General features: G+C 67.1%; 19 protein-coding genes. 5 read left to right on the top strand and 14 right to left on the bottom strand.

Annotated elements, in window-relative coordinates; genetic code table 11:
* The 6 genes from KHO18_RS16290 to KHO18_RS16265 all read right to left on the bottom strand — a co-directional run.
* On the bottom strand, positions 1–202 hold a 202-nt coding region (locus KHO18_RS16290), incomplete at its 3' end, for a T6SS immunity protein Tli3 family protein (RefSeq protein ID WP_457912089.1).
* A complete protein-coding gene (locus tag KHO18_RS16285; RefSeq protein WP_211943552.1) occupies positions 202–2,094 on the bottom strand; it encodes a T6SS effector phospholipase Tle3 domain-containing protein in 1,893 nt (630 codons plus the stop codon). The genes KHO18_RS16290 and KHO18_RS16285, both read right to left, overlap by 1 nt.
* Before the next feature lie 11 nt (positions 2,095–2,105).
* Positions 2,106–2,678, bottom strand: coding sequence for a hypothetical protein (locus tag KHO18_RS16280; protein WP_211943551.1), 573 nt, complete (start codon positions 2,676–2,678; stop codon positions 2,106–2,108).
* 10 nt (positions 2,679–2,688) lie between these two features.
* Positions 2,689–5,136: a type VI secretion system Vgr family protein gene (locus tag KHO18_RS16275; protein ID WP_211943550.1), complete on the bottom strand. Its 2,448-nt coding sequence runs from the start codon at positions 5,134–5,136 to the stop codon at positions 2,689–2,691.
* A 113-nt stretch (positions 5,137–5,249) separates the two neighbouring features.
* Positions 5,250–6,725, bottom strand: coding sequence for a sensor histidine kinase (locus tag KHO18_RS16270; protein ID WP_144202892.1), 1,476 nt, complete (start codon positions 6,723–6,725; stop codon positions 5,250–5,252).
* A gap of 1 nt (position 6,726) precedes the next feature.
* Entirely contained in the window at positions 6,727–7,401 is a 675-nt protein-coding gene (locus KHO18_RS16265) for a response regulator (protein ID WP_092291052.1), read from the bottom strand.
* A 189-nt stretch (positions 7,402–7,590) separates the two neighbouring features.
* Here KHO18_RS16265 and KHO18_RS16260 point away from each other — a divergent pair, with 189 nt between their 5' ends.
* On the top strand, positions 7,591–8,712 hold the full coding sequence (locus KHO18_RS16260) for an ABC transporter substrate-binding protein (protein WP_211943553.1): 1,122 nt from the start codon (positions 7,591–7,593) through the stop codon (positions 8,710–8,712).
* A 15-nt stretch (positions 8,713–8,727) separates the two neighbouring features.
* Here the strand turns inward: KHO18_RS16260 and KHO18_RS16255 are convergent, their stop codons facing one another.
* On the bottom strand, positions 8,728–9,444 hold the full coding sequence (locus tag KHO18_RS16255; protein WP_144202890.1) for a TetR family transcriptional regulator: 717 nt from the start codon (positions 9,442–9,444) through the stop codon (positions 8,728–8,730).
* A 502-nt stretch (positions 9,445–9,946) separates the two neighbouring features.
* Between KHO18_RS16255 and KHO18_RS16250 the strand changes: the two genes are divergently transcribed.
* The 3 genes from KHO18_RS16250 to KHO18_RS16240 are packed head-to-tail and all read left to right on the top strand — an operon-like array spanning position 9,947 to position 15,795.
* On the top strand, positions 9,947–11,113 hold the full coding sequence (locus tag KHO18_RS16250; RefSeq protein ID WP_211943549.1) for an efflux RND transporter periplasmic adaptor subunit: 1,167 nt from the start codon (positions 9,947–9,949) through the stop codon (positions 11,111–11,113).
* A gap of 46 nt (positions 11,114–11,159) precedes the next feature.
* Positions 11,160–14,315: an efflux RND transporter permease subunit gene (locus KHO18_RS16245; RefSeq protein ID WP_144202885.1), complete on the top strand. Its 3,156-nt coding sequence runs from the start codon at positions 11,160–11,162 to the stop codon at positions 14,313–14,315.
* Position 14,316: 1 nt separating this feature from the next.
* Positions 14,317–15,795, top strand: coding sequence for an efflux transporter outer membrane subunit (locus tag KHO18_RS16240; RefSeq protein WP_144202882.1), 1,479 nt, complete (start codon positions 14,317–14,319; stop codon positions 15,793–15,795).
* Between the two features lie 69 nt (positions 15,796–15,864).
* Here the strand turns inward: KHO18_RS16240 and KHO18_RS16235 are convergent, their stop codons facing one another.
* The 7 genes from KHO18_RS16235 to KHO18_RS16205 all read right to left on the bottom strand — a co-directional run bounded on the left by KHO18_RS16235 (position 15,865) and on the right by KHO18_RS16205 (position 24,315).
* Complete coding sequence (locus KHO18_RS16235; RefSeq protein WP_377732640.1) at positions 15,865–16,698, bottom strand: OmpW/AlkL family protein; 834 nt, start codon at positions 16,696–16,698, stop codon at positions 15,865–15,867.
* A gap of 38 nt (positions 16,699–16,736) precedes the next feature.
* The gene (locus tag KHO18_RS16230; protein ID WP_144202876.1) at positions 16,737–18,041 is read right to left on the bottom strand and encodes a DUF2957 domain-containing protein; all 1,305 of its coding nucleotides are present in this window, start codon (positions 18,039–18,041) and stop codon (positions 16,737–16,739) included.
* 41 nt (positions 18,042–18,082) lie between these two features.
* The gene (locus KHO18_RS16225; protein WP_144202873.1) at positions 18,083–19,462 is read right to left on the bottom strand and encodes a DUF2957 domain-containing protein; all 1,380 of its coding nucleotides are present in this window, start codon (positions 19,460–19,462) and stop codon (positions 18,083–18,085) included.
* Positions 19,463–19,690: 228 nt separating this feature from the next.
* On the bottom strand, positions 19,691–20,605 hold the full coding sequence (locus KHO18_RS16220) for a DUF1571 domain-containing protein (RefSeq protein ID WP_144202870.1): 915 nt from the start codon (positions 20,603–20,605) through the stop codon (positions 19,691–19,693).
* 202 nt (positions 20,606–20,807) lie between these two features.
* On the bottom strand, positions 20,808–21,749 hold the full coding sequence (locus KHO18_RS16215) for a TetR/AcrR family transcriptional regulator (RefSeq protein WP_144202867.1): 942 nt from the start codon (positions 21,747–21,749) through the stop codon (positions 20,808–20,810).
* Between the two features lie 332 nt (positions 21,750–22,081).
* Positions 22,082–23,677, bottom strand: a complete 1,596-nt coding sequence (locus KHO18_RS16210) for a GMC family oxidoreductase (RefSeq protein WP_144202864.1) — start codon at positions 23,675–23,677, stop codon at positions 22,082–22,084.
* Positions 23,678–23,688: 11 nt separating this feature from the next.
* Positions 23,689–24,315 (bottom strand): hypothetical protein, encoded by a 627-nt coding sequence (locus KHO18_RS16205; RefSeq protein WP_244844848.1) that lies wholly within the window; start codon positions 24,313–24,315, stop codon positions 23,689–23,691.
* A gap of 316 nt (positions 24,316–24,631) precedes the next feature.
* Between KHO18_RS16205 and KHO18_RS16200 the strand changes: the two genes are divergently transcribed.
* Complete coding sequence (locus tag KHO18_RS16200) at positions 24,632–26,185, top strand: flavin-containing monooxygenase (protein WP_211943548.1); 1,554 nt, start codon at positions 24,632–24,634, stop codon at positions 26,183–26,185.
* Positions 26,186–26,192 lie beyond the last annotated feature (7 nt).

Below are 26,192 nucleotides of genomic sequence, written 5' to 3'. Positions count from 1 at the left end.
GCTTCGTGTCGTTGTAGTAGGTCACGCCATGATGGCAATCGCGATAGTTCTCGAGCGTCACGAAACGGTGGTCATCGATGCGATAGATGACTTGAGGCGGGACGTCATAATCGATGACGGGCGGCCTACCCTTCTTGTAGGGATCATAGGTACAGCCGAGAATCAGGCAGGCCAAAGCCAGTGACAACAGGGGATAGCGCATCAAAACTCTCTCCGTTTGATTCGTTCGGCCTGAGCGCGACTGACCTCATCGGCCACGGTCTCGCCGTCGATGAGGGCTGGCACTGCAGGCGGCGCCAGATCTCCTGTAATGAAGTAGGCATCGCGTAGCGAGGTCCAGTCGGCTTCCTGCATCAGTTGTGTCCAGAACCGGACATCCTTGAATGCGTTGCAGAAGCCGATGGGCAAGTCATAGGCGACCACCCGCTTCATGAATTCGGCGTGTCCGGGCAAGGAGCTGTGATCGGTCGGTTCGGGCTGGTGCTGTTCGATGCGCTTCCGCATTTCGTCCGCCGTTTCGATCCGGTGGTTCGGTCGACCATCGTGGTAGATGTCCGGTTCGTCGTGATACGCCTCGGGCTGGTAGATCGACGCGAGATAGGGGTAGGTCTCATCCCGATACTTGCCCTTGTCGGGATCGAATTCCCCCCAATCTCGGGCCAGGTGCTTTGGGTCGTCGAAGTAGGTCATCTCCTCCGCCGTCAGCGGCCTCGCCACGGCCTCCGCATTGACCATCACCATCTGATTCTTGTTCGGCACCGCCCACAGCTTCATCATGCCGCCCAGCACGCCGCGATTGCCGTCCCAGAAATCGTCCGGCTTGACCCCAGGGGGTGGGTCGGCAATCGGCGGCAGTGAGCCGAACTTCTTCTCGCCCGGCGCATCGCCACAAGGCGTGCCGCGGGCGAGCATCCGCTGCTTAACCGTGTCGCCAAGCTCTTCCAGTAGCGCGTGGCTTACCCCTTGCCATCCGATGCTCTGCAAGGCGGTGCAGCCCATCACCCGATCGTGCGGGCTGAAGTACACGTACAGGCGCCCGTGGTTATCCCGTTCGGGGACCCCGAAATGATTCGCAAGATCGGGGCGCCAGAAGTTCATGTCCTCGGTGGCGCCTACTTGCAGCCGCATGATTTGCGCGTCGGTGAGCGCGCGCTTGTCCTGCCTGATGCGGTTGGCGATGTTGCGGAAGGTATTGATGCGCGCGCGCTCGGTGGGCCGCTCACTGCCGCAGGTCAGGGCGTCCGTGATCTTGTCGTCTAGGGCGAATGGCGAGTTCATGACCATCAGCGCATCCGGTGCGCGTGTTTCGCACAGCGCAGTGGCCGCCATCGCGATCATCGTTCCCTGGCTGTGTGAGCAAACCGTGACGGTATCGTCGGGCGAATGCCGGCGAATTCTGTCGATGAGTCTCGCCAGTCGTTGCGCAGCATGGGCGTAGTAGGTGCGGGGCGGCGCATCCTGTAGCTGGCGCTCCGTTTCGGTATTGAGCGCCTGCATGTCGACACCGAGAACGTGGCGACGGAATCCCGCATCGCTCCAGAGTTGTTGGAGGTTGTTGGTGCCGTTCTGGAATGGACCGCCGCCCCAATACCAGGGGCCGCTCTGATTGGTGCATTGGGGGGCACTGTAGTCAGTGCCTTTGATATTCCGAAGCGGAATCGTGTACATCCCTTCCTTGCCATCCTGGGCGCGATAGCCCCAATAGAAGCGAAGTACGGGAGAGTTTCCTGGTGTGTGAATTGCCCGGGGCGACTCTGCTTCACCGGGCTGTCCGCCAAGGTACTCACTTGGCACCAGATCTGTACGATTCAACCGCTGATTCAACCCCTCACACAACGCCGCCTCCGCCGCGTCGTACCACTCCCCTTCCGAATTCACCCCATGCACGAAGATGATCACCCCCGGCAGGTGCGGAGGAATCTGCGCCTCGGCCCGTACTTCGAAGCTCTCCGGGGTGAGGTAAGACTCCCAGTACGGCTGCCCATGCGCGTCAAGCTGCATGGGGACAATGCGTGTTGCCGTTCGAGGTTTGCCGCCAGCCGGTCCTTCATCCGGCTGCGGTGCGGGTTGCGGTGACGTTGCTGTGGTGTTCATCGGGTCAGGGCTCATGGCAGGATGGAATGCAGGTACGTTTTCCGGTCGAAGTCGCGAAGCACGACTTCCGCATCGGAGAGATCGGATGGCGACAGCGCGCCGGACAGATAGCGGTCCCTCAACGTGGCAGCGTCCTGCGTGGACGCCATCGATGCCGCCAGCACGCAGTTGAGGTTCACCGCACATTCGATGCCCGCATCGCGGTACAAGTCGAGGACGTCGGCGTAGCAGGCCTGCGGTGCGTCGGCCCCCAGACGCTCCCGTAGCAAGCAGCGCAACGTGGACAACATCGGCGCCCTGCCGCGTATGGTGATGGCGGCGTTGACATCGGCCAGCGCGCCGGCAAAGTCCTGCCGCACCGCGCGCAAGGCGAAACGCGTCAGCAAGGACGGCACGTGTGTCGTATCCTCGCGCAAAGCACTGTCCAGCAAGGCTTCCGCTCTGGCGTACCGGTTCACTTCGCTGCTGGTCATCAGTGATAGCGCTTCGTCCCGCAGTGCTTGCGGGTTTATGTCGTGGTGGCTGCCGCAGCCATGCATGGCAATGCTCAGTGATATCCAGACCAAAATCAGGCGTCCTCGCATGGGCAGACTACTATTTCGATTCTTCGGTCGCGCTCCCGTCGCACGGGGGTAACAGCGTCATCCCCTGCGCGGCCTCCTCCCTCGCCACGGTGGTTTCGCCTGCCGCGTTGGTCAGCCCCTCGATTTCGCGGCCATTCGCGAGTCGGATCTTGTATCGCTGCCCGGCAAGCGCCCGCCCGGTCAACTGGTCGGTCAGGATGAATCGTTCATCATTGCGGCTGACCATTTGCCCGAACCTGGGCAGTGGCAATGACAGCGAGCCAGGATCGAACTTCATCACTTCGATGAGCTTCAGGATGAGGTTGCCGGCGCCGCCGATTTCGACGTCATCGCCGTGCACCTTGATGTAGGCGCTGCCGCCGCCGCTGATGACCACGCCGTTGGCCGCGTTGGCGGTCAGCGTCCCGTCGGCGCTGGTGAGCTTCATATCCTTGTCGGACACAAGCTCCATCGCATCGGACTGGGCCTGGATCGAGACCTTGCCGCGTGCGGCAAGGAGCTTGATGCCGAGCTTGTGGGCAAAGAGCGACAGCACGCCGCTTGCCGCGACCGCCACGTTTGCGAGGGCGCTGAGGTTGAAGCCGGCCGAGGTTGCGATACTGACGTCCTTTCCGGCCGCGATCTCGATACGCTCCGGCGTGACGGCCGCAATGCCCGCAGGCGCGGACAGGACCATCACGGCTTCCTTCAGTTCGGCCATGCTTTCCTTGAGCCACCGGTTTTCCGCGCGCAGGTCGGCGATCTCGGCGTTGGCGAGGCGCGCGGCATTTGCCAAGTCTTCAGCCTGGGCGAGTGCTAGCTGGAGTTGGCCGAGTGCCGCCCGCATGTCCAATTGCTGGCCGTTCGCCTTTGGCTGGTCATCGGCGGTGATGAACAGCCCCTTTCCTCCCCGTATCGCCCCCCGACCGGACGTTCTGAGTTCGAACCCTTCCCCCCGCCGCTTCCACTTCCCATCCACCATATGGCCGAGCGTCAGCTGCGATTTGCCTGAATGCTCGGTGGACAGCTTGACGTGCTCCTGTCCCTCCCAGTCCTCGAACTCAAGCTTGTTGTCGCTCTGCGTGCGGATAACGTTGCGAGACAGCCAGCGGTCCTGATTAGTAATCAGATCCGTCTGGCGGCTGTTATGGTGGACGTGGGCGATATACGGCTTATTCGGATTCCCATCCCGAAACGCGATAGCCGCTTCGGTGCCGTCGATCAGCGGAAAGTGAAAGCCCGTCTGAAAGGCCCCGGCGAATGGCTTGGCCAGCCGCAGCGGCACGCATTCCCCACCGCCGGGCCAGTCTTCGAAATCGAAGTCAAAACGGACGGTGTAATAACCCTGCTGGGTCAGGTAGGCGTAGGGATACTGGCTCGGGGAGGTAATGCGCGCGCTGAGCGTGCCCTGAATCTTCGGCCAGTTGGCTTCATCCAGCGGTAGCCGGAAACGTCGATCTGAAGGGATCGATTTGAAGGTATTGCGATACGCGGCATCGCGCGCGCCGGTGTGGATGACCTCGGTGATGACCTGCCCATTCGGCGCATCGGCCAGCGCAAGATCCATCCGCAGAATCCGCGCCGGACGCAGTTCCAGCACATTGCTCTCGCCCTCATAGACCACCTGCCCGGCCACCGCTGCCTCATGCCGAAGCTGGGCCTCCCATTTGGCGCCTTCGAAATCCAGATGATGGGTGCCGAAGACATAAGCCTGGCCGTAGGTGGTCTTGTCCTTCCGCGCGACATTGGCTTCGCCCTTCAGCGGCTCCCAGGCCAGATCGGGGTTGTAGTCCGCTACGAGGAACGATCGGGGGATCGTTTTCGCAATAGTACGAAGGCCGAAGACCGCTTCGATACCCGCCTCAAGCCCGGCCGTCTCCCGATATGGCACCCGCAGTTCGGGCTGATAGAGGTAATGGTCGATGTCATCCCCAAACACCACCATTTCGCCGAACTTGCCGGGCAGGAAATAGGAATACAGCCCTTCCTGCTCCATCAGCAGGCGGATGTAATCCCAATCGGACATCTGATACTGGAAGCGAAGCTTGTGCTGGGGATATTGGCGTCGAAGCCGGAAGGAAAACTGATGCCCGACCAGTTCATGCCGCCGCAGGATCGCCTCGATAATCTGCGGCGCGGTCTTTTGCTGGTAGATGCGGGTGGAGCGGGTGAGCCGAAGCCGGGCGACCAGCGGTTCCACCACCATCTCGTAGGCGTGGAAGTCCTGTGTTTGTGCCGTCTTGGAGAAGCGGGTGATGCAGCCGGCAAAGGTGCGCGGCTCGGCCTCATCGGTGGGGGCGATCAGGAACGTGGCCGGCTTTCCGAGGTAGTCGGCACGGTCCAGTTCAACCGGATGCGTCAGGTGGACGATGACCTCGTAGGGCTCGCCCAATCGCTCCACCGCCTCGAACGACACCACCGACAACCCTGCCGCGGTTGTCGCGCCGGGAACTCTCAGGAAGTACGACTGCCGCGCCATGGTTCTCGCTCCGTTGCCCGCGCAGCCCGGAAAAGCTGCGTATGGGCCATGCTAGAAGCGTCGAACTGGGCACCACAATCGTACTAGTTCGAAAAATCGCTGTCGAAGCGCATCTACGCGGCGTCAGCCATCGGCAATCTCAACTCCGCCCGCACCCCCCTGCCCTGCACGCCTTCGCGCAGCACCACGGTGCCGCCGAAGCGTGCGGCCATCTCCCGCGAGATGGCGAGGCCGAGCCCCGATCCTGGCTCAGTGTTTTCCACCCGTCGATAGAAGCGCGCGAACACCTTCTCGCGTTCGGCTTCGGGAATGCCGGGGCCGTCGTCCTCCACCGCCAGCAGCGCGTCGCTGCCCACGCGTGCGGCGGATAGCGTGATGCGGCTGCCGCGCCCCGAGTACTGGATCGCGTTGTGCACCAGGTTGGCCAGTGCCTCGCGCAGTAACGCGGCGTCGGCGCGCACCGGCAGGGTCAGGCCCGCCGGCCGTTCCCAGCCGAAGTCCTGCTGCTTGCCGCGCGCCAGCGGCAGGTAGTCGAGCGCCACCTGTTCCGCCACGGTCACCGCGTCGATCTCGGCCACGAATTCGGCCGGCCCGCCGCCCTCGCGCACTGGCTGCCGAGCACGCGCCAGCGCCAGTAGCTGGTTCGTCAGCCGCGCGGCTTGCTCCAGTTGCGTGACGATGCCGCCCACCGCTTCGCCAGCCGCCTCGCGCCCGGCCTCGCTGTGGCGGGCCGCCAGCTGCCGCTGGGCGAACTCGGCCTGCGTCTTGAGGATGGCCAGCGGCGTGCGCAGCTGGTGCGCGGCATCGGCGATGAACTGCGCCTGCGACTGCGCCATGGCCTCGGAGCGCGAGACGTGCAGGTTCACCGCGTCTACCAGCGGGCGCACCTCCACCGGCACGCGGTCGAATTCGAGCGGCGTCAGGTCTTCGGGCGACCGCGCGCGCACATCGTCGCGCACGCGTTGCAGCGGCCGCAGCACATAGGTCACGCCGCCTACGAGAATCAGGGCCGACAGCACGATCAGCGCCAGGTCGCGCAGCAGCGCGCTGCGCCAGACATTGGCGATCAGCGCCGAACGCGGTTCGGCGGTCTCGGCCACCTGGATGATCACGCGGATGCGCGCGTCGGGCCGGTAGACCGGTCGCGCCATCGCGGCAATGCGCACCGGCTCGCCGCGATAGGTGGCGTCGTAGAAGCGGGTCTGGTTGTTGACGAGGGTGCCGGTTGGCAGCGGCAGGTCGTCGTAGCCGGTCACGGTCTCGACGCGCCCTGCCCGCTCCATCGACACCCGGTAGAACACGTGCGTCTGCGCGGCGGTCTCGAACATCTCCATTGCGGCGTCCGGCAGCGTCAGCTGCACGCTCTCGCCGGCCATGCCGATGGCGTTGTCGATGGTGCGCACGGAGCCGTACAGCGAGCGGTCGTAGGCGGTATTGGCGGCGTGGCGCAGCGTGCCGTAGGTGAACCAGGAATCGACCGCCATCATCAGCGCCAGCGCCGGCACGAGCAGGATCAGCAGCTGGCGGCGCAGGCTGCCGCGCAGCCAGGGCCGCGCCGGCGTTGGCGTGCGCGGGCGGCGGCGCTTCATGTCAGGCCTCGGCCTCGGGTTCCAGCAGATAGCCGAAGCCGCGCAGCGTGACGATGGTCACGCCATGGCCGGTCAGCTTCTTGCGCAGGCGGTAGACCAGCACCTCGATGGCGTCCGGACTCACGTCGGCATCGAGCGAAAAGACCTTGTCGAGCAGTTGCGCCTTGGTCAGCGGCTGGCCGCTGCGGGCCAGCAGTGCACCGAGCAGCGTGGATTCGCGCGGCGTGAGCGCCAGCGGGGCGCCGCCGAGCGTGAAGCTGCGCGTCTCGCCATCGAATACCAGCGTGCCGCATTGCAGGCGGGGATGGGCGCGGCCGCGGCTGCGGCGGATCAGCGCGAGGATGCGCGCCTCCAGTTCGGCGATGGCGAACGGCTTGGGCAGGTAATCGTCGGCGCCAAGGTTCAGGCCGCGCACGCGTTCGTCGAGGGTGTCCTGGGCGGTCAGGATCAGCACCGGCGTGCGGTCGTCGCGGCCGCGCATGGCCTTGAGCACGGCCAGGCCGTCCTTGCCGGGCAGGCGCAGGTCGAGCACCACGGCGTCGTATTCCTCGGCCATCAGCCGGGCTTCGGCCTGCAGGCCGTCCGCCACGTGCTCGATGACGAAGCCGCCCTGCTCCAGCGCGCGGGCCACCCAGCGGGCCAGTTCCACCTCATCTTCTACCAGCAGGATACGCATGCCGGACCTCCTCCGCCGGATCGGGAATCGAGGGCGCGGGCGCGTCCCGAGGGCGCCTATAATACCTCCGCCCTGCCCGCCGGTGTCGGCGGCCTGTCCCTCATCGCCCTCCGTTCCGCCTTGCCGAATCGCGTCCTGACATCGTCCCTGCCGACGCCATCCTCCGCGCCCGCGTCGCCCGCATCGCCGGTGCGCCGGCACCTGCTGCGCGCGGGGGCCGCGCTGGCCGCCCTGCCCGCGCTGGCCCACGCCGCGCCGCGCGTGCCGGCCGGCTATCCGCCCGAGTACGCCGGCATCATCGAACGGGCCCAGCGGGAGGGCGCGGTGGCGGTCTACGCGTCCACGGATCTTGAGGTGGTGCAGCCGCTGATCGCGGCCTTCGAAGCGCGTTATCCCGGCGTGCGCGTGCGCTACGCGGACCTGAACACGGTGGAGCTGAACGATCGCTTCCTGGCCGAGAGTGCGGCGCTGGGCACTACGCGCGCGCCGCGCGACGCGGCCTTTGCCGATGTGCTGTGGAGCACGGCGATGGACCTCCAGATCAAGCTCGTCAACGATGGCTATGCCCAGCGCTACAACTCGCCCGAGCGCGCCGGCCTGCCAAGCTGGGCGGTCTGGCGTGACGAGGCCTGGGGCACGACCTTCGAGCCGGCCGTGATCGTCTACAACCGCAAGCATTTCGATGGCGCGCACGTGCCCGGCAGCCGCAGCGGGCTGGCGCGGCTGCTGCAGGAGCGCGGGCCGCAGTGGCGCGGGCGCATCGTGACCTATGACGTGGAGCGTTCGGGCGTGGGCTACCTGCTGGCGCAGCAGGATGCGCGCATGGGCAGCGAGTTCTGGTATCTGGCGCAGGCGCTGGGCCGCGCCGGCGTGAAGCTGTCGGCCTCGACGGCGGACATGATCGAAGGCATCGCCAGCGGGGAACTGGTGCTGGGCTACAACCTGCTGGGGTCGTACGCGCTGTCGCTGATGGAGCGCGGCGCCAGCATCGGGGTGATCGCGCCGCGCGACTACACGCTGGTGATGTCCCGCGTGGCGTTCATCGCCCGGCAGGCGCCGCGGCCCAACGCGGCGCGGCTGTGGCTGGACTTCGTGCTGTCGCGCGAGGGGCAGGCGCAGCTCGGCAAGTCCACTTCCCAGCTTTATACGATCCGCACCGATACCGACAGCGCCTACACGGCCCAGACGCTGGCGGAGCGGCTGGGCTATGCGCTCAAGCCGATCAGCGTGGGCCCCGGCCTGCTGGCCGCGCAGGACGCCCTGCGCAAGCGGGCGTTCCTGGCGCGCTGGCGCGAGGCGCTGCGGGGATAGCGCTGGGGCGTGGGCTCAGTCCGCCAGGGCCTGCGGGGTGGACGACGCGCAGAGCGTGGCCATCTCGGCGTCGATCGGCGCCATCGGGCGCGGCACGTAGCCGCGCCGGAGTGCGGTGGAGAAGCGCAGCATGTCGATCATGGCGTCGGCCAGCCGCTCGGCTTCGTTGTTGAGTTCGAAATCCTCGGGCGAGAACAGCCAGTGCGCCAGCACGCCGCCAATCGCCGCGTGGAAGGCATTCACGGCCAGCGGGATGTCGAGGTCCGCCGGCAACTGGCCGCATTCCACAGCCATGCGCAGGTGCTCGTGCATCTTGACCAGCCCTTCCTTGTGGGACTGGCGCTGGCGTTCGAAGATCGCGCCGTTGTCCTGCACCATCTCGCACTTGTGGAAGATGATCTCGAACACGCGGCGCCACTGCGGGTTCACCACGGTCTGCTTGAACACGAAGGCGCAGATGTCGCGGATGCTGTTGAGCGGATCTTCGCGCAGCGCCCGCCGCTCGGGGGCGATCAGCGCCTCCACGGGCAGGTTCACGCGGTCGCACATGGCCGCGAAGACATCGCTCTTGTTCTTGAAGTGCCAATAGATGGCGCCGCGCGTGACGCCGGCAGCCTCGGCAATATCGGCAAGTGACGGGCGCGCCACGCCACGGGCGTGGAACACCGCCTCGGCGGCATCCAGGATCCGGTTGCGGGTTTCCTGCGCTTCTTCCTTGGTACGTCTGACCATTTCCTCTTTCCTGCCAGCGGACGCTTAGCCGCCCAGGTCTCCGTTGTGCCACATAATTGTGACGACATCCTCTCATTATTCATGGCGACACCGCCAATCAGCGGGGCGCATCCTAACCTGCCCGCAATATTCGTGCTCACTGTTGACGCAAATCGTCAAGATCGCCTCAAAAGGGCCGCGCTTCTAAGTGTTGTAAAAGGCGCTGTTTGCGGGTGGGACTTAACATACATGCTTGAATGTATATATACTACGCGCTTGCTCGATCGCCGGCCAGCCCAAGATCCAGTGACGCCCTGCACGCAAAGTGACGTCGCGGCCGGTGCCCCGGGCTCCAACCTGCCAGTTGTACCGCACCAACGCCGTTAGCCATGCGCCCCCTCAAGGGGGCCGGCTTGCGGTGCGTATTGCGTTTTTCCCGCACTCGCCACCACAGGAGGCGCGCCCGTCCGGTGGTCACATGCGGCCAGTGCGGCAGATCTCAAACATCATCATGGGGTTATCGATGAGGAAGTCCCAACGTATCCATTGCGTTGCCGCCGCCGTGGCGGTCCTGGCGTTGTCTGCCTGCGGCCAGAAGGCTCCGCAGGGCGGCGCCATGCCGCCGGCGGAAGTGGGTGTGGTTACCGTCACACCGTCCGCCGTTGCCGTCATCAATGAATTGCCGGGCCGCCTGGAAGGCGTGCGGACCGCCGAAGTGCGCGCCCGCGTGGAAGGCATCGTGCTGTCCCGCAACTACACCGAAGGCGGCGAAGTGAAGGCTGGCCAGGTGCTGTTCCGCATCGATCCGGCCCCGTACCAGGCGCAACTGGCGTCCGCCAAGGCGCAACTGGAACGGGCCGAGGCCAATGCCGTCTCCGCCCGCCAGAAGGCCGAGCGCTACAAGCCGCTGGTGGCCGCCAACGCGGTCAGCAAGCAGGAGTTCGACGATGCCGTGGCCGCTGCCGGCCAGGCCAACGCCGACATCGCCGCTGCCAAGGCTGCCGTGACCACGGCCCAGATCAACCTGGGCTACACCACGGTCACTGCGCCGATCTCCGGCCGCGTGGGCCGCGCGCTGGTCACCGAAGGCGCGCTGGTCGGCAAGGGCGAAGCCACCAAGCTGACGGTGGTGGAGCAGGTCGACCCGATCTGGGTGACGTTCACGCAACCTGCCGCCGAAGTGGCGCGCCTGCGCCGGGCTATCGAGACCGGCCAGGTCAAGGGTGTGAATGGCGGTGCACGCGTGCACCTGTTCCCCGAGGCGGGCGACCGCGAGTACGGCCAGACCGGCAAGCTGCTGTTTACCGACATGACCGTGGACCCGACCACCGGCTCGATCACGCTGCGCGCGGAGTTCCCGAACGCCAAGCGCGAACTGCTCTCGGGCACCTTCGTGCGCGTGAAGATCGAGCAGGGCGTGGACGAGAACGCCCTGACCGTGCCGCAGCGCGCGCTGATCCGCACGGCCCAGGGCGCCAGCGTGATGGTGGTGGGTGCCGACGGCAAGGTGGCCGTGGTGCCGGTCAAGGCACCGCAGGCGATCGACGACCGCTGGATCATCACCGAAGGCCTGAAGGGCGGCGAGAAGGTGATCGTGGAAGGGCTGCAGAAGGTGCAGCCGGGCGCGCCCGCCAAGGCCGTGCCGTTCCAGGCGCCGAAGACTGCGTCGACCCCGGCCACCCAGGGCTGAACCCGCGCCCATCGCCCCATCAAGCAATAACTAGGGAGCCAGATTCATGGCCAAGTTTTTTATCGACCGGCCGGTGTTCGCGTGGGTGCTCGCGCTGATCATCGCGCTCGGCGGGGTGCTGGCGATCCTGCAGCTGCCGATCGCCCAGTACCCCAACATCGCCCCCCCGATCATTTCGGTGACCACGACTTACCCCGGTGCGTCCGCCAAGACCATCGAGGACTCGGTGGTGTCCGTGATCGAGCAGGAACTCAACGGCGCGCCGAACCTGCTGTACTACGAGTCGCAAAGCGAGGCGTCCGGGCTGGCGTCGATCAACATCGCGTTCGCGCCGGGCTCGAACGTCGACCTGAACTCCGTGGAGGTGCAGAACCGCCTCAAGCGCGTGGAAGCGCGCCTGCCGGCGGAGGTGCGCCAGCAGGGCGTGAAGGTGGACAAGGCCGGCAACAACTACATGATGTTCATCACGGTCTCGTCCAAGTCCGGCAACACGGATGCGATCGCGCTCGGTAACTTCGTCTCCGCGCAGGTGGTGGACTCCATCCGCCGCGTGCCCGGCGTGGGCTCGGCCGACCTGTTCGGTACCGAGTACGCCATGCGCATCTGGCTGGACCCGGCCAAGCTGACCGGCTACAACCTGACGCCGCTGGACGTGACCGCCGCGGTCTCCGAGCAGAACATCCAGGTCGCCGTGGGCGAGCTGGGCGGCACGCCGTCGCCCCGGGGCACCGAGCTGAACGCCACGGTCAGCACGGAAAGCCGGCTGACCACGCCGGAGCAGTTCGCCAACATCCTGCTGCGCACGAACCCGGACGGGTCGTCGGTGCGCATCAAGGACGTGGGCCGCGTGGAACTGGGCGGCGCGGACTACTCCACGCTGGCGCGCATCAACGGCAAGCCGGCGTCGGCCATCGCCATCAAGCTCGCGCCCACGGGTAACGCGCTGGCCACGGCCACCGCCGTGCGCGCGAAGATGGAAGAGCTGCAACGCTACTTCCCGCCGGACTACGAGTTCAGCGTGCCGTACGACACCTCCGCCTTCGTGAAGATCTCGATCGAGGAAGTGGTCAAGACGCTGCTCGAGGCCGTGGTGCTGGTGTTCCTGGTGATGTACCTGTTCCTCCAGAACTTCCGCGCCACGCTGATCCCGACCCTGGTGGTGCCGGTGGCGCTGCTCGGCACGTTCGGGGCGATGCTCGCCTTCGGCTTCTCCATCAACGTGCTGACGATGTTCGGCATGGTGCTGGCCATCGGTATCCTGGTGGACGATGCCATCGTGGTCGTGGAGAACGTCGAGCGGATCATGAGCGAGGAGGGGCTCTCGCCCCGCCAGGCCACCCGCAAGGCCATGGGCCAGATCACCGGCGCCATCGTCGGCATCACGCTGGTGCTGACCGCCGTGTTCATCCCGATGGCGTTCTTCTCGGGCTCGGTCGGCAACATCTACCGCCAGTTCTCGCTGTCGCTGATTGCCTCGATGGCGTTCTCGGCCGTGCTGGCGCTGACGCTGACCCCGGCGCTGTGCGCCACGCTGCTCAAGCCGGTCGAGGCCGGCCATCACGAGGAGAAGAAGGGCTTCTTCGGCTGGTTCAACCGCACGTTCGCCACGGCGTCCACCGGTTACCAGGGCATCGTCGCGCGCATCCTGAAGCGCTCGGGCCGCTACCTGATCATCTACGCGCTGATCATCGCCGGCGTGGTGCTGCTGTTCCAGCGCCTGCCGTCGTCGTTCCTGCCCGATGAGGACCAGGGTTACATGATCACGGTCGTGCAGCTGCCGCAGGGCGCCACGCAGGAGCGCACCATCGGCGTGCTCAAGCAGATCGAGGACTACTACCTGCAGAAGGAATCGAAGGTCGTCGACCAGATGATCACGGTGGCGGGCTTCTCGTTCTTCGGCCGGGGCCAGAACGGCGGTATCGCCTTCGTGCGGCTCAAGGACTGGAAGGAGCGTACTGGCGCGGACCAGACCGCGCAGGCGCTGGTGGGCCGCGCGTTCGGCGCGCTGTCGTTCATCAAGGACGCGATCATCTTCCCGCTGAACCCGCCGGCGATCTCGGAACTCGGCAATTCGTCGGGCTTCGACTTCCGCCTGCAGGACCGCACAGGGCAGGGCCACGCCAAGCTGATGGAAGCGCGTAACCAGATGCTCGGCATGGCGGCGCAGAATCCGGTGCTCCAGGGCGTGCGCCCGGAGGGCCAGGAAGACGCACCGCAGCTGCGCATCGACATCGATCGCGAAAAGGCGCGGGCGCTGGGCGTGACGGTGGCAGACATCAACAACACGCTGACCGTTGCCTTCGGTTCCTCGTATGTGAACGACTTCATCTACGAAGGCCGCGTGCGCCGGGTGATCGTGCAGGCAGAGGGCGCCGACCGGCAACTGCCGGACGACCTGACCAAGCTGCGCGTGCGCAACGCCAATGGCGACATGGTGGCCTTTGCCTCGTTCGCCACTTCGCAGTGGATCATGGGTTCGCCGCGCCTGGAGCGCTACAACGGCATGCCGGCCGTCAAGCTGGCCGGCCAGGCCGCGCCGGGCAAGTCCACGGGCGAGGCCATGCGCGTGATGGAGGAGAACTTCGCCAAGCTGCCGCCGGGCTTCGGCTTCGAGTGGTCGGGCCAGTCGTACGAAGAGCGCCTGGCCGGCTCGCAGGAGCCGATTCTCTACACGCTGTCGCTGGTGATCGTGTTCCTGTGCCTGGCCGCGCTCTATGAGAGCTGGTCGATCCCGGTGGCGGTGCTGCTGGTGGTACCGCTGGGCGTGCTCGGCGCGCTGCTCGGCGTGACGCTGCGCGGCATGCCCAATGACGTGTACTTCAAGGTGGGCCTGATCGCGACGATCGGTCTCTCGGCGAAGAACGCCATCCTGATCGTGGAATTCGCCAAGGACCTGCAGGCCCAGGGCAAGGGGCTGGTCGAGGCGACGCTTGAGGCGGTGCACCTGCGCTTCCGGCCGATCCTGATGACGTCGTTCGCGTTTATCCTGGGCGTGCTGCCGCTGGCGATTGCCACCGGCGCGGGCTCGGGCAGCCAGCGCGCCATCGGTACGGGCGTGATGGGTGGGATGATCACGGCCACGGTGCTGGCGATTTTCCTGGTGCCGGTATTCTTCGTGGTGGTGCGCGGCCGCTTCAAGGGCAGCGCCAGCCAGCACGAGCGGGAACGCGCGCGCCTGGAAGAAGCCCAGGAGAAAAACTGACATGACCAAGACACTGACCACACTGCTGCTGGTGGCCGGCGTGCTGACGGGCTGCACGCTGGCGCCGCACTATGACCGTCCGGCCGCGCCGGTGGCCGCCGGCTTCCCGGCGGCGCCGGAGGGCTATGCGTCCGCCGAGGTGAAGAGCGGCGAGAGCCGCCGCGCCACGGAAATCGGCTGGCGCGATTTCTTCACCGATCCGCGCCTGCAGGGGCTGATCGCCGCCGCGCTGGAGAACAACCGCGACCTGCGCACGGCTGCCTTGCGTATCGAGGAAGCACGCGCCCAGTACCGCATCCAGCGCGCGGACCTGCTGCCGACCCTGAACGGTAACGCGAGCTTCCAGCGCGGCCGCTTCTCGGGGGCGACCTCGGGCGTCGATCAATCGTTCACGGGCAACATCTACCAGGTGGGCCTGTCGGTGACCCAGTGGGAGCTGGACTTCTTCGGGCGCGTGCGCAGCCTGTCGAACGCCGCGCTGGCCCAGTACCTGAGCACCGAAGAGGCCCATCGCGCCGCCTATATCTCGCTGGTGTCGGAAGTGGCCAAGGCCTATCTGGCGGAGCGCGCGGCGGCCGAGCAGTACGACCTGGCCCGCAATACGCTGGAAGCGCGCCAGAGCACGTTCGAGCTGGCGAAGCGGCGTTTCGATGCGGGGGCGACCTCGGCTCTGGATCTGCGCGACAACGAATCGCTCGTGGCGCAGGCCCGCGTGGCCGCCGCGCAGCTGGCACGCCAGCGCGCGCAGGCGCAGAACGCGCTGGAAGTACTGGTGGGCAAGCCGATCGGCGAGCTCGCCAACCTGCCGGCGCCGATGCAGCTGTCCGACGAGCGCATCATCAGCGACATCCCGGAAGGCTTGCCGTCTGATCTGCTGACGCAGCGTCCGGACATCCGCCAGGCCGAACAGGCGCTGCTGTCGGCCAATGCGAACATCGGCGCGGCGCGGGCGGCGTTCTTCCCGCGCATCACGATGACCGCCAGTGCCGGCAACATCAGCACGTCGTTCACCAACCTGTTCGACTCCGGCGCCAACGTCTGGTCGTTCTCGCCGCAGCTGGTGCTGCCGATCTTCGACTATGGCCGCAACCTGTCGAACCTCGACCTGGCCAACGTGCGCAAGAACATCCAGGTGGCGAACTACGAGAAGACCATCCAGGTGGCCTTCAGCGAAGTGGCCGATGCCCTGGTGGCACGCGGCACGCTGGAAGAGCAGGTGGCCGGCCAGCAGCAGCAGCGCGACGCGGAATCGGCGCGCTACGAGCTGTCCCGGCTGCGCTTCCGCAGCGGCGTGGCGAGCTATCTGGACGAACTCGACGCGCAGCGCCAGCTGTTCTCCGCCGAGCAGGCGCTGATCCAGGCGCGGCAGTTGCGTCTGGTCAACTCGATCGACCTGTACCGCGCGCTGGGCGGCGGGCTGACCGAGACGGGTGCAGTGGCGCAGGCCACCACGCCGCCGACGGGCACCTCGGCACAGTAAGGACTGCGGTAACGCAGATGCAAAAAGGGCGAAGCGCGAGCTTCGCCCTTTTTGCTTGGAATCGCCGGATCAGAACTTGTACGTCGCCGCCAGGAAGAAGATGATCGGATTCGGTTCGAGCTTCGTCTTCGAGGTGGACAGCGTGGTGCCGTCGGACGCCTTGATGGTCATCGTCGAGGTGCTCTTCAGCGGGATGTAGGTCACCGCCGCCGTCACGCCCCAGTGCTCGTTGAAGTTGTAGGTGCCGCCGACGTTGAACACCGGCGCCCACGACGACGAGGCATCGGCATGCACCGAAGTCGGCCCCGGGATGCCGGCGCCGGCCGCCAGCACCGCGCCGAGGTTGTTGTTGACCGATTCCGCGAAGGCCGGATTGACGCGGATATCGGTGAAGAAGTTGTACGACACGCCCACGCCCAGGAACGGCCGGAAGCGCGTGCCGGGCTCCAGGAAGTGGTACTGGACCATCGCGGCAGGGCTCCACTGGCGGGCGCGCGTGATGATCGGGTTCAGCGACGGATCGCCCAGGCTCTGCCGCCCCAGCGCGCCGGCCGGCCCGGGCGGGATCAGCTCGCCGTGGCCGTACAGCTTGAACTCGGGCGGAATGCCACCCACGGCCGTCACGGCGATATGGTCCGTGACGAAGTGGCTGAAGGTCAGCCCCAGCGTATCGGCGTTCGACGTCGACAGGCCGCTGCCCGGCGCCGTGAACGTGGAGGGCAGGCCGAGCGGGTAGTTGATCGGCACATCTACCACGCTGGTGGTCAGCGGCGGGCTCGTGCCATGGGTCTGGATATGGAACCAGCCGGCCGAGACGACATTGTCCCCCGCTTTCTGGGCGTGGGCGGTCGGCATGGCAGCCCACGCGACAAGCGCGGTGATGATGGCAAGCAGGCGGTGCATGGACAGGCGTTGCAGTGTCATCTTAGGTCTCCTGTCCGTTATTCGACGAACGCGCCGACGGTGAAGTAGGGCGAGCCGTTGCGGTCCTCGACAAAGCCGAACACGCCGCGCGGGCCGGTGAACATGAACTTGCCCTTGGGCCCGCTGGCGCCGACGTCCTTGCGGGTCGTGGTGACCACGCCCGGTACCGTCTGGGAGAAGTCGAGCTTCAGCGCCGTGGCCAGGGTGGCGTCCGAGGCGCGGAACGGGTCGAGCATGGCCGCGTCGCCATCGACCAGCGCCGTCACGCGGTACTCGAAATTGCTGTCCACGCCCACGTACTCGGCGTTGTAGGTGCCCTGCGGCGCGGAGACCGCCTGCGCCATCATGCCGATGCCGATCTCGTCGTCGGCGCCCACCGGCAACTGGGTGAAGTCGTCATTGGCGAAGCCCACCCGGATCATGATCGGCACCAGGTGCCCGGCCAGCTTGCCGACGATCAGGTAGGCGCGGCCCAGCACGGCGCCCAGCGTCGGCGGCAACTCGCCCTCGTAGTGCGTGGAGAGCAGCGTGCCGTTGTCCTGCGGCACGAACTTGTCGCCGCGCTGCTTGCAGGTGCCGCCGGCCTTGTTGTCGCACACCGTGAACGAGCCATCGGCCGCCAGCGCCATGCGGTAGTCCTGCGCCACCATCTGGAACTTCTTCGATGGCACCTCATGGAAGCCGGAGCCGTTGTAGGTGCCGGCAATCTTGGTCAGGTCGGTCTCGGTCTGTGCGAAGCCGATGAACTGGAAGAACGGGAAGGTGGTGTCCGGCACCGAACCCGCGCCGGCGATGCCGTTGAACTGGATGCGCGCCCCCGGAATGGTGCCGCCCATCACGCCCTGGCCGATGAACAGCCGCGCCGGCCGGGCCGGGTCCAGGCTGGCGCCGAGCAGCTGGAACGCGCACTGGTTGAGCTTCCCGGTCGGCAGGCCGGTTTCCTTCGCCAGCGTGCCGGTCATCACGTTCTTGCCGCCGGTGGGGTCGGAGCGGGTGGGCTTGATCGTACCCGTGGTGCGCGGCACCGACGAATCGAGGAAGGTGACGGCCCAGGTGCGCTGGGTGGTGTCGATCTGCACCTTGACCAGTTCGCCCGAGCCCGTGCCGCCGATGTAGGGCGTGGAATAGTCGATGGCGCTCGGGCACAGCCGCACCGGCGCGGCGGCCGGCGTGGCGGTGCCGCCGCCGCCGTCCCCGTCGCCACCGCAGGCGGCGAGCAGGGCGGTGGCGCCGAGTACCAGCGCAACGCGGCCCAGCCACGGTTGGCGACGATGGTTGCCGACGGGAAGCGAGTCAGGAAGCGGGGAGGGCAGTTGGGGCATGAGGCGTCTCCTTGGTCTTTCTTATGGTGTGGGGTGCGGAATCAGCGGCTGGCCAGCGCGCTCACGCGGAACGTGGGGCTCGCGGCGGGCCCGAACAGGTGCGCGTAGACCGGGCCGGTGGTGATCAGCTTGCCGGTGACGCCGCTGTTGTCGGTGGTGGCCACTACGCCGGGCTGGGTGGCCTGCGTGAAGTCCATCTGGAAGCCGCCCACCGGCTTGAGCGACGAATCCTGCGGATCGATCAGCGCGACGAGGTTGTCGTGGACGATCGACGACAGGTACTTAAAGTCGCTGCCGGAGCCGATGTAGCTGCCCTGCATCGCCGCCTGCGCGGTGGCGGTAGTGGGCGAGAGCAGCGCCAGGCCCGATTCGTCATCCACGCTGAGGATGTTCGCCGCCAGGTCGATGCGGGCATAGCCGACGCGGATCAGCAGCGGCACCTGCGCGCCGGCGAGCTTGCCGACCACCAGCACGCCCTTGGCGAGGCTGTTGTTGTCCTGCAGGAAGGCCTTGTCGAAGAAGTGCGGGTAGGGCTGGCTGCTGTTGGCGTTGTCGCTGTCGAACGCGCCGTCGGTGCCCGCGCGTAGCTTCCACGGCTGGCCCGTGGTCACGCAGTTGCCGCTCGATGCGTGACAGGTGCCATCGGCATTGAGCGTCTCCACGGTCTGCGCCGTGGCGGGCAGGAAGTAGCCGGCCGGGAACAGCTCCCCGCCGGACGGCACGAGGTGATAGCCGAGCACGTTGTAGGTGCCGGCCACCTTGGCGAAGTCGGTCTCGGTCTGGGCGAAGGCCAGCACCGGGTACATCGGGAAGGTGGTCCGGGGAATCGCACCGATGCCGACGATACCGGCGTACTCGATCGTCGCCCCGGGAATGCCGCCGCCGGCCACGCCGTTGCCGATGAAGATGATCGGCGGGTTGGCCGGGTCGATCAGCGCCTGCGACACGCCGTCTGAGGCCGTAGCCGTCTTCAGCTCGTACGCGCACTGGTTCTGCGCCGGGGTGGGCAGCGGGCGCGTGGGATGCGCCATCGTGCCGGTCAGTGTCACGCCGGCGCGCGTCGGGTAGATGTCGTTGGTGGCCTTCGGCACGGCGGATTCGAGGATCTGGATGCGGTACGTGCCCTGCGTGGAGTCGAACTGCATCTTCACGAGTTCACCGGCGCCGGAGCCGCCCGTGTAGGTGGTGTTGTAGTCGAGCGTGTCCGGGCACAGCGCGGCCACGGGCTGGTTCTGCGTGGGGCCGGTGGCGGGGCAGCTGTGGGTGGCGCCGCACTGCTGCGCGGCGGCGGGCGCAGCGGTGCCCGGGTCATCGCCACCGCCGCCGCAAGCGGCCAGCGTGAGCGTCAGGCTTACCCCAGCCAGGATGGCGGCGAAGCAAAGCGCGCGGTCGGGCGTGCGCCGAAGATGCAGCTCGGACATGACTTGTCTCCATGTTGTTATGACCGGCGGTCCGCTTGCTGCGGATCTGTCGCGGTGGGTCGGACTCTCGCGTCTGGCGCGTTTGAGCGTCAATAGAGCGGTCGTTCCAAACAACGGCGGCCGGCCTGTCGGCGTTGCCGTGCAAGCGCGCGGAGGCCAGCGTTCAAACCGTGCGCGGAGGCCCCCGCGTCCACATTCAAACGCCCGGCGCGCGCACCTGCGCGGCGGTCAGAACTTGTATTCGCTGTTGGCGGGGTCGAACGCGGAGGCGTCGAAGGTCTTCTTCACCGCGCGCTCGAACACGATCTTCTCGACCATGTTGCCGTCCGCGTCCCACGCGGTTTCCACGCGCGGCCACGGGTGCTTGAGGTCCAGCATCAGCTGCACCTTCTTGGCGTAGTACTTGGGCGCGCCCTCGGGCAGGTCCCAGGTCAGCGCCACCATGCGCACCCCCTGTTCGCGCACGATCTCGGCGCGGTTGTACTTCTCGGAGAGGCCGGCGGCACGCAGCGAGCGCGCGTCGCGCTCCAGCATCGACAACACGAACTGGAAGCCCAGGTCGCGCACCGTATGGTTCGACTGAGACCTGGCGAGCGTGCCATCGAGCGAGATCCACATCGACGTGAAGCCCATGATGCCGCCCAGGTGGCCGTACATCTCGTCCTTGCGGCGCGTCTCGTCGTAGATGATTTCCTGCCCCGACTGCACGCCGTTGGGCAGCCACCTGGCGTAGAGCTGGCGCGGCTGGTGGCGGTAGCGGATCATCATGCGCGCCGGGGTGTCCTGCCACTGGCCGTTGAGGCGCTCCTGGCGGGTCATCCAGTATTCATATTCGGGATAGCGGCTCATCTCGGCGCGCGCCCACATCAGCAGGGTCTCGGGCTGCAGGGCGTCGAAGGTGGCCAGCAGTTGGGCATCGGGCAGCGCGGCCAGCTCGCCGCTGGCGGTCTGCTTCGAGAACAGCGCCGACTGCTGGGCGGCGGGCAAGCCGTCATAGGGCGTGGCGGCGCGCGTACCCGGTGCTGCGGATTGGGCGGCGGCCGGGGGCGCCGTCTGGGCGCGAGCCAGCGGCAGGCCAACGTGTTGCGTGGCCAGCAGGCCGATGACGGCGCCGATGGCGGCGACCAGATGCAATGGCTTCATCGCGTGTCTCCTTGTCTGTTGTTGCGCAAGGCGTGGGCAAATTCCGGGCAGCAGGGCGCCCGTGCGTGGCGCGCAGGGCGTCACGCCTCGCGGTTTGCGTGGCGAAAAGAATCGATCTCGAATCAGGGCAATCCCGGCGCGACGTGGGTCGTCGCGCGCCCGGTGCCAGGGCGGCGGTCCCGGTGGAGACCGCCGCGCGCGGCTAGTTCCTGGAGCGGGTGCGCATCCAGTCGTCGAGCGGATTGCTGGGGAAGGCGGGACACATCTCGCGGCGTACCGCCAGGCTGGCGGTGGCCGCGCGCGCGGTCCCTTCGTTGCGTACCGTGCGCGTGCCGCGTCGGGCACGGCTCACGGCGGCGGCCGTGGCAACGGCGGCCTGGTGGGCCTCGCTCTCCACGGTGGCGGCCAGGGCCTCCATATGGGCCTGTTCGTCGGCCTGCTGGGCATCGCCGATGTCGAACACGTCCTGTAGCGCGCCCAGTTCCTGCGTCTCGGGCGCGGGCGCCTTGAGGGCCGCCACCACCATCGACGTCAACTGGGCCAGCACGTGCGCATCGCTCATGCTCTTGCCCTGCGTGAACGCCGGCATCAGGTTGCCGAGTTCATCGCCGGCCAGCACGCCGGCCAGTGCCTTGAGGGCGAAATGCAGGCGCCAGCCGAGTTCCTGGCGTGGCACGTCCGGCAGCGCCCGGGCGAAGGCTTCGAAGAAGCGCCCGAACACCGGCGCGTAGTGCCCCATCAGGTAGGACTGGATGAACGGCGAGGTGTCCGAATACACCCGCCCGAGCAGGCGCAGGAAGGAAGGACCGCCGATCTCTGGCTGGCGTGCCATCTGCAGCGCGGGCACAAACAGCGCGCCCATCACGTGTTCGCAGCGGATGGCGTGGCCGGGCCAGCGGGCCTCGCAGGCATCGAGGAGCGCCAGCCGCCGCGTGTTGAGAGGATCCAGCCGGCGGCCGAGCACCGCCTGCATCATCATTTCCTTGCTGCGGAAGTGGTAGTTGACGGCTGCGAGATTGACGATCGCCCGCGACGTGACTTGCCGCAGGGAGGTCGCTTCGTAGCCCACTTCGATGAACAGCTTCTCGGTCGCATCCAGGATCCGCGCCTTGGTATCGCCTGCCGTGCTTTTGCCGGTCTTCATGGGGTGTCTCTCGCAAAATTACTGCTGTGGACCCCTGCAAATATCCACTACCACTGTCGCTCCGTTGCTCTGCTGGCGTACGGATGCTTGAAACGGTTGTACGAAGCCTACTTCACCGCCTCGACTGTTTCACAAGTGCAATTTTCGAAGAGTTCCTCTAGACCGCGAGTACCGATCCGCCAGGCAGAAAACCTACGCGAATCCGTAGGGTCGCCACAGTCGCCGCGCCCCCGCCATGCCTTGTCATGCCAAGCCTGGCGGCGGTTTGCCTGCGCTGCGCGATCCCCAACCCAACGACTACCGCCCCCCCGAGCGGGCCGCCGCCAGTCTCATCACGCCGTGATGCGAGCTGACAGCGACATAACATTTTGCGCCGTCAATGCGAAAACTGACAACTGGGGATTCGCCCCGATGCTGGTCGGAAACACTGACCCGTCCAACACAGACAAATTGGACAAATGATGATGCCGGCCCTGGCTGTCCACCACGCCGCGCGCCGGATCGTCGCTCATCGCGCAGCCGCCCATCAGGTGGGCGGTAAACAGCAGGGCGCGGAACGGCTTCAGGGGCAGGGTCTGGATGGCATCGCGCGCCTGCGGCCAACTGGTGTACCAGGCGGCGTCCAGGTGGGCCGGGCGCACCCGTTTGGCGCCGGCCGCGAACTGGGCCTCGGCCATGCTCAGCCAGGCGCGGCGCACGCCGTCCCAGACGTAGTCGCTCAGGGCGTACTCCAGCACCGGGCTGCCATCGTCGGCCACGCGCACCCGCCCGCCCGGGCTGTCCGGCACGAAGCCGTCGCGCAACAGCGCCAGCATGGCGTTGGTATGGGGCAACGCGGCCATCTCGCGGCGCAGCGCATCGCCAAAGTTGTTGAGCACGCCGGCGCTGATGCCCGGGAACATCGGCGGTACCTCCAGCTTGTAGCCCATCGGACCAGTGGTGCCATTGCGCCATTGAAATTCGTCCGAGGCGATGGATTGGGGCGCGCCATAGTACGGTTCAATAAGCTCAGGCATTTCTGCGATGCTCAGATTCACCGGATGAATAAACGTGCGACGGCCGACAAGATCGTGCGGGTCCGGCACCCCCGAGCGCAGCAGCAGCGCTGGCGAGTTGATGGCCCCGCCCGCCACCACTACGTGACGCGCCCGCACGCTCAGCGTGACGCCGGTCGGCGTATAGCCGTCGAAGCCGAGGGCCTCGCCGGTCAGCCCGTGCACGGCCTTGCCGTCATGGTCGAGCTTGCGCACCCGCACCCGGTGCACCAGCGTGGCGCCATGGGCGAGCGCGTTGGGAATCGTCGACACCAGCATCGACTGCTTGGCGTTGACCGGGCAGCCGAAGCCGCAATAGCCCGAGTTCCAGCAGCCCTTCACATTGCGCGGAATCACGTGCGATTCCCAGCCGAGCTGGTCGCAGCCGCGCTTGAGCACCGCGTTGTTCGGATTCGGCGCCATCGCCCACGGCGCCATGCCGAGGCGGGCCTCGATGCGCGCGAACCACGGCGCCATGTCCGCCTCGCTGTGGCCTGTCACCGCGTGCTCGCTGGCCCAGTGCGCCAGCGTGCGGGGCGGCGTGCGGAAGCTGGACGACCAGTTGACCGTGGTGCTGCCGCCCACCGAGCGGCCCTGCAGCACGGCGATGGCGCCGTCCGCCGTCGCCCGGGCGGCCGCCTCCTGGTAGAGATCGCGATAGGCGCGCGCCTCGTCCATGTCCCGGAAGCTGTTCGAGGTATGCAGCCCGCCTTCCTCGAGCAGCAGCACCCGCAGGCCCGCCTCGCTGAGGATTTCGGCGGCGATGCCGCCGCCCGCGCCGGTGCCGATGATCGCCACGTCGGCGTCGAGCGTGCGCGGCGCGGTGAACGTGGCGGCGTCCAGCACCTTCCAGCCGGACGCGATGCCGGCACTGTAAATATCGTCGATGGCCATGAGCGGGAGCCTTAGCTGTGGAGGGCGCGATAGACCGCGGGATTCGGGCCGGGATAGCCGCTCGCGGCCCAGGTGCCCGGCAGCACGAAGTAGGCGACGCTGGCCAGCTTGACCAGCACCACGCCGCCCGCGTTGAGCGTCTCGAAACGGCTGGCGCGCCAGCGTGCGAGGAAGGCGCGCACCGCATCGGGCGTGGCCTGCTCCCACGGCGACCGAACGCCCGCCACGGCCCAGCGCAGCGGCGTGCTGGCCAACAGGTCGAGCAGCTTGCGCAGTTCCCCGCGCCCGTTCTGGTCCATCGCGGCGATGGTCCTGTCGATGTTCTTCACGGCGGCGGCCAGCCGCGTCTCGCGCGTGGCGGCGTCCGCCGCGGCCAGGTCGCTGGCGATGGCGGGCAGCAGGGCGCGGAACAGGGTCACATCGGCCGGACGCAGGAACGCCATGCCGGCCTGCGGCGGCGCATCGGCGGGCGTGCAGCCGGTCAGCGTGGGGAACAGCGCCGAGCAGGCGATGGCCGCCGAGAAGCCGGCACCAACCTGCAGGAACGCGCGGCGTGATGGCCTTGAGGGCCTTGATGGCCTTGAGGATCTTGAGGGACGTTGGGCGCGGGGTGGGGCGGTGGTCGCCGGTCGGGGCATGCGGTGTCTCCGGTTGTTCTTGTTGTCGCTGCGTTGCGATTCTGCCGAAGCGGCCGAAAATAATTTTGACTTCCCCTTCGGTTTCAAACGCGCGGATGACAGCCGTACCCACTGCTGCGCCCATCGCTGCGTCGCCGTTTCATGTGACGGCTAAGACGCTGGAAATCCCCCAAAAATAGAGCAATTCTTCAAGCCATCGGATTGACCCGGCCCGCAAGCGCTACCTATGATGACATCGACCAATGTCACAATCAACGGTGTCGCTAACGAGCCGCCGCCAGCCGGCGCCGCCAGCGCACCCACCGGAACGCCCCTTATGAACGCACCCGTGGATCTGCCGGCCGGTCTAGGCACCGAAGTCACCTGCGACATCGCCATCATCGGCAGCGGCTTTGCCGGCCTGGGCATGGCCATTCGCCTCAAGCAGTCCGGCGAGGAAGATTTCCTGATCTTCGAGCAGGCGGGGGCGGTGGGCGGCACCTGGCGCGACAACCACTACCCCGGCTGCGCCTGCGACGTGCAATCGCACCTCTATTCGTTCTCGTTCGCCCCGAACCCGGACTGGTCGCGCATGTTCTCGACCCAGCCGGAAATCCGCGCCTACCTGGAACACTGCACGGACCGCTTCGGCCTGCGCCCCCACCTGCGCCTCGGCCACGCGCTCCAGCAGGCCACCTGGGATGCCCCGGCAGGCTGCTGGCGCCTGCGCATGGCCGATGGGCGGCGCGTGCGTGCGCGCGTGCTGGTGTCGGGGATGGGCGGCCTGAGCCGGCCATCGATCCCCGATATTCCCGGCCTCGATACCTTTACGGGCGCGATGTTCCACTCGCAGCAGTGGCGCCACGACTATCCGCTGGCCGGCAAGCGCGTCGCCGTGATCGGCACCGGCGCCAGCGCAATCCAGTTCGTGCCGCAGATCGCGCCGCTCGTCGATCAGCTCGACCTCTACCAGCGCACCCCGCCGTGGATCATGCCGAAGCCGGACCGGCCGGTCTCCGCCGCCGAGCGCTGGCTGTTCCGCCACCTGCCCTTCACGCAGGCGCTGGCGCGCACGGGGATCTACTGGATGCTCGAATCGCGCGTGCTCGGCTTCGTGCTCCATCCCAAGCTGATGAAGGCGGTGGAGCGCATCGCGCGCCGCCACCTCCGGCGGCAGGTGCCGGACCCGATGCTGCGCGCCACGCTGACGCCGGACTACACCATCGGCTGCAAGCGCGTGCTGATTTCGAACGATTACTACCCGGCGCTGACGCGGCCCAACGTGGAGGTGGTGACCACCGGCATCGACCACGTCGAGGCGGACGCCATCGTCATGCGCGACGGCACGCGCCGCCCGGCGGACTGCATCATCCTCGGCACCGGCTTCCACGCCACGGACCCGCTGCCGCGCGGCGTGATCGTCGGCCGTGACGGCGAAGACCTGCTCGACGCCTGGCGCGACGGCGCGCAGGCCTACCTCGGCACCGCCGTGGCCGGCTTCCCGAACCTGTTCCTGATCGTCGGCCCGAACACCGGGCTGGGCCACAGCTCGATGGTGTTCATGATCGAGTCACAGGTGAACTACGTGCTCGATGCCCTGCGCCACATGCGCCAGGCCCGCCTCCAGGCCGTGGACGTGCGCCCACCCGTGCAGGCCGCGTTCAACCACAACATCCAGCAGAAGCTTGGCCACGCCATCTGGAGCGCCGGCGGCTGCGCCAGTTGGTACATCGACCCGCGCAACGGCAAGAACACCACGCTGTGGCCGGGCTTCACCTGGCAGTTCCGCCGCGCCACGCAGTCTTTCCAGCCGGCCGACTACGAGCGCTGGCCGGCGCGGCAGCCAGCCGGGCTGCCGCAGCCCGAAGACGCCGACGCGATCCGCGTCTAGCCACCCA

It is taken from the genome of Cupriavidus campinensis, assembly GCF_905397395.1.
Classification (GTDB): domain Bacteria; phylum Pseudomonadota; class Gammaproteobacteria; order Burkholderiales; family Burkholderiaceae; genus Cupriavidus; species Cupriavidus campinensis.
This window is presented reverse-complemented; position numbering and strand designations above follow the sequence as displayed.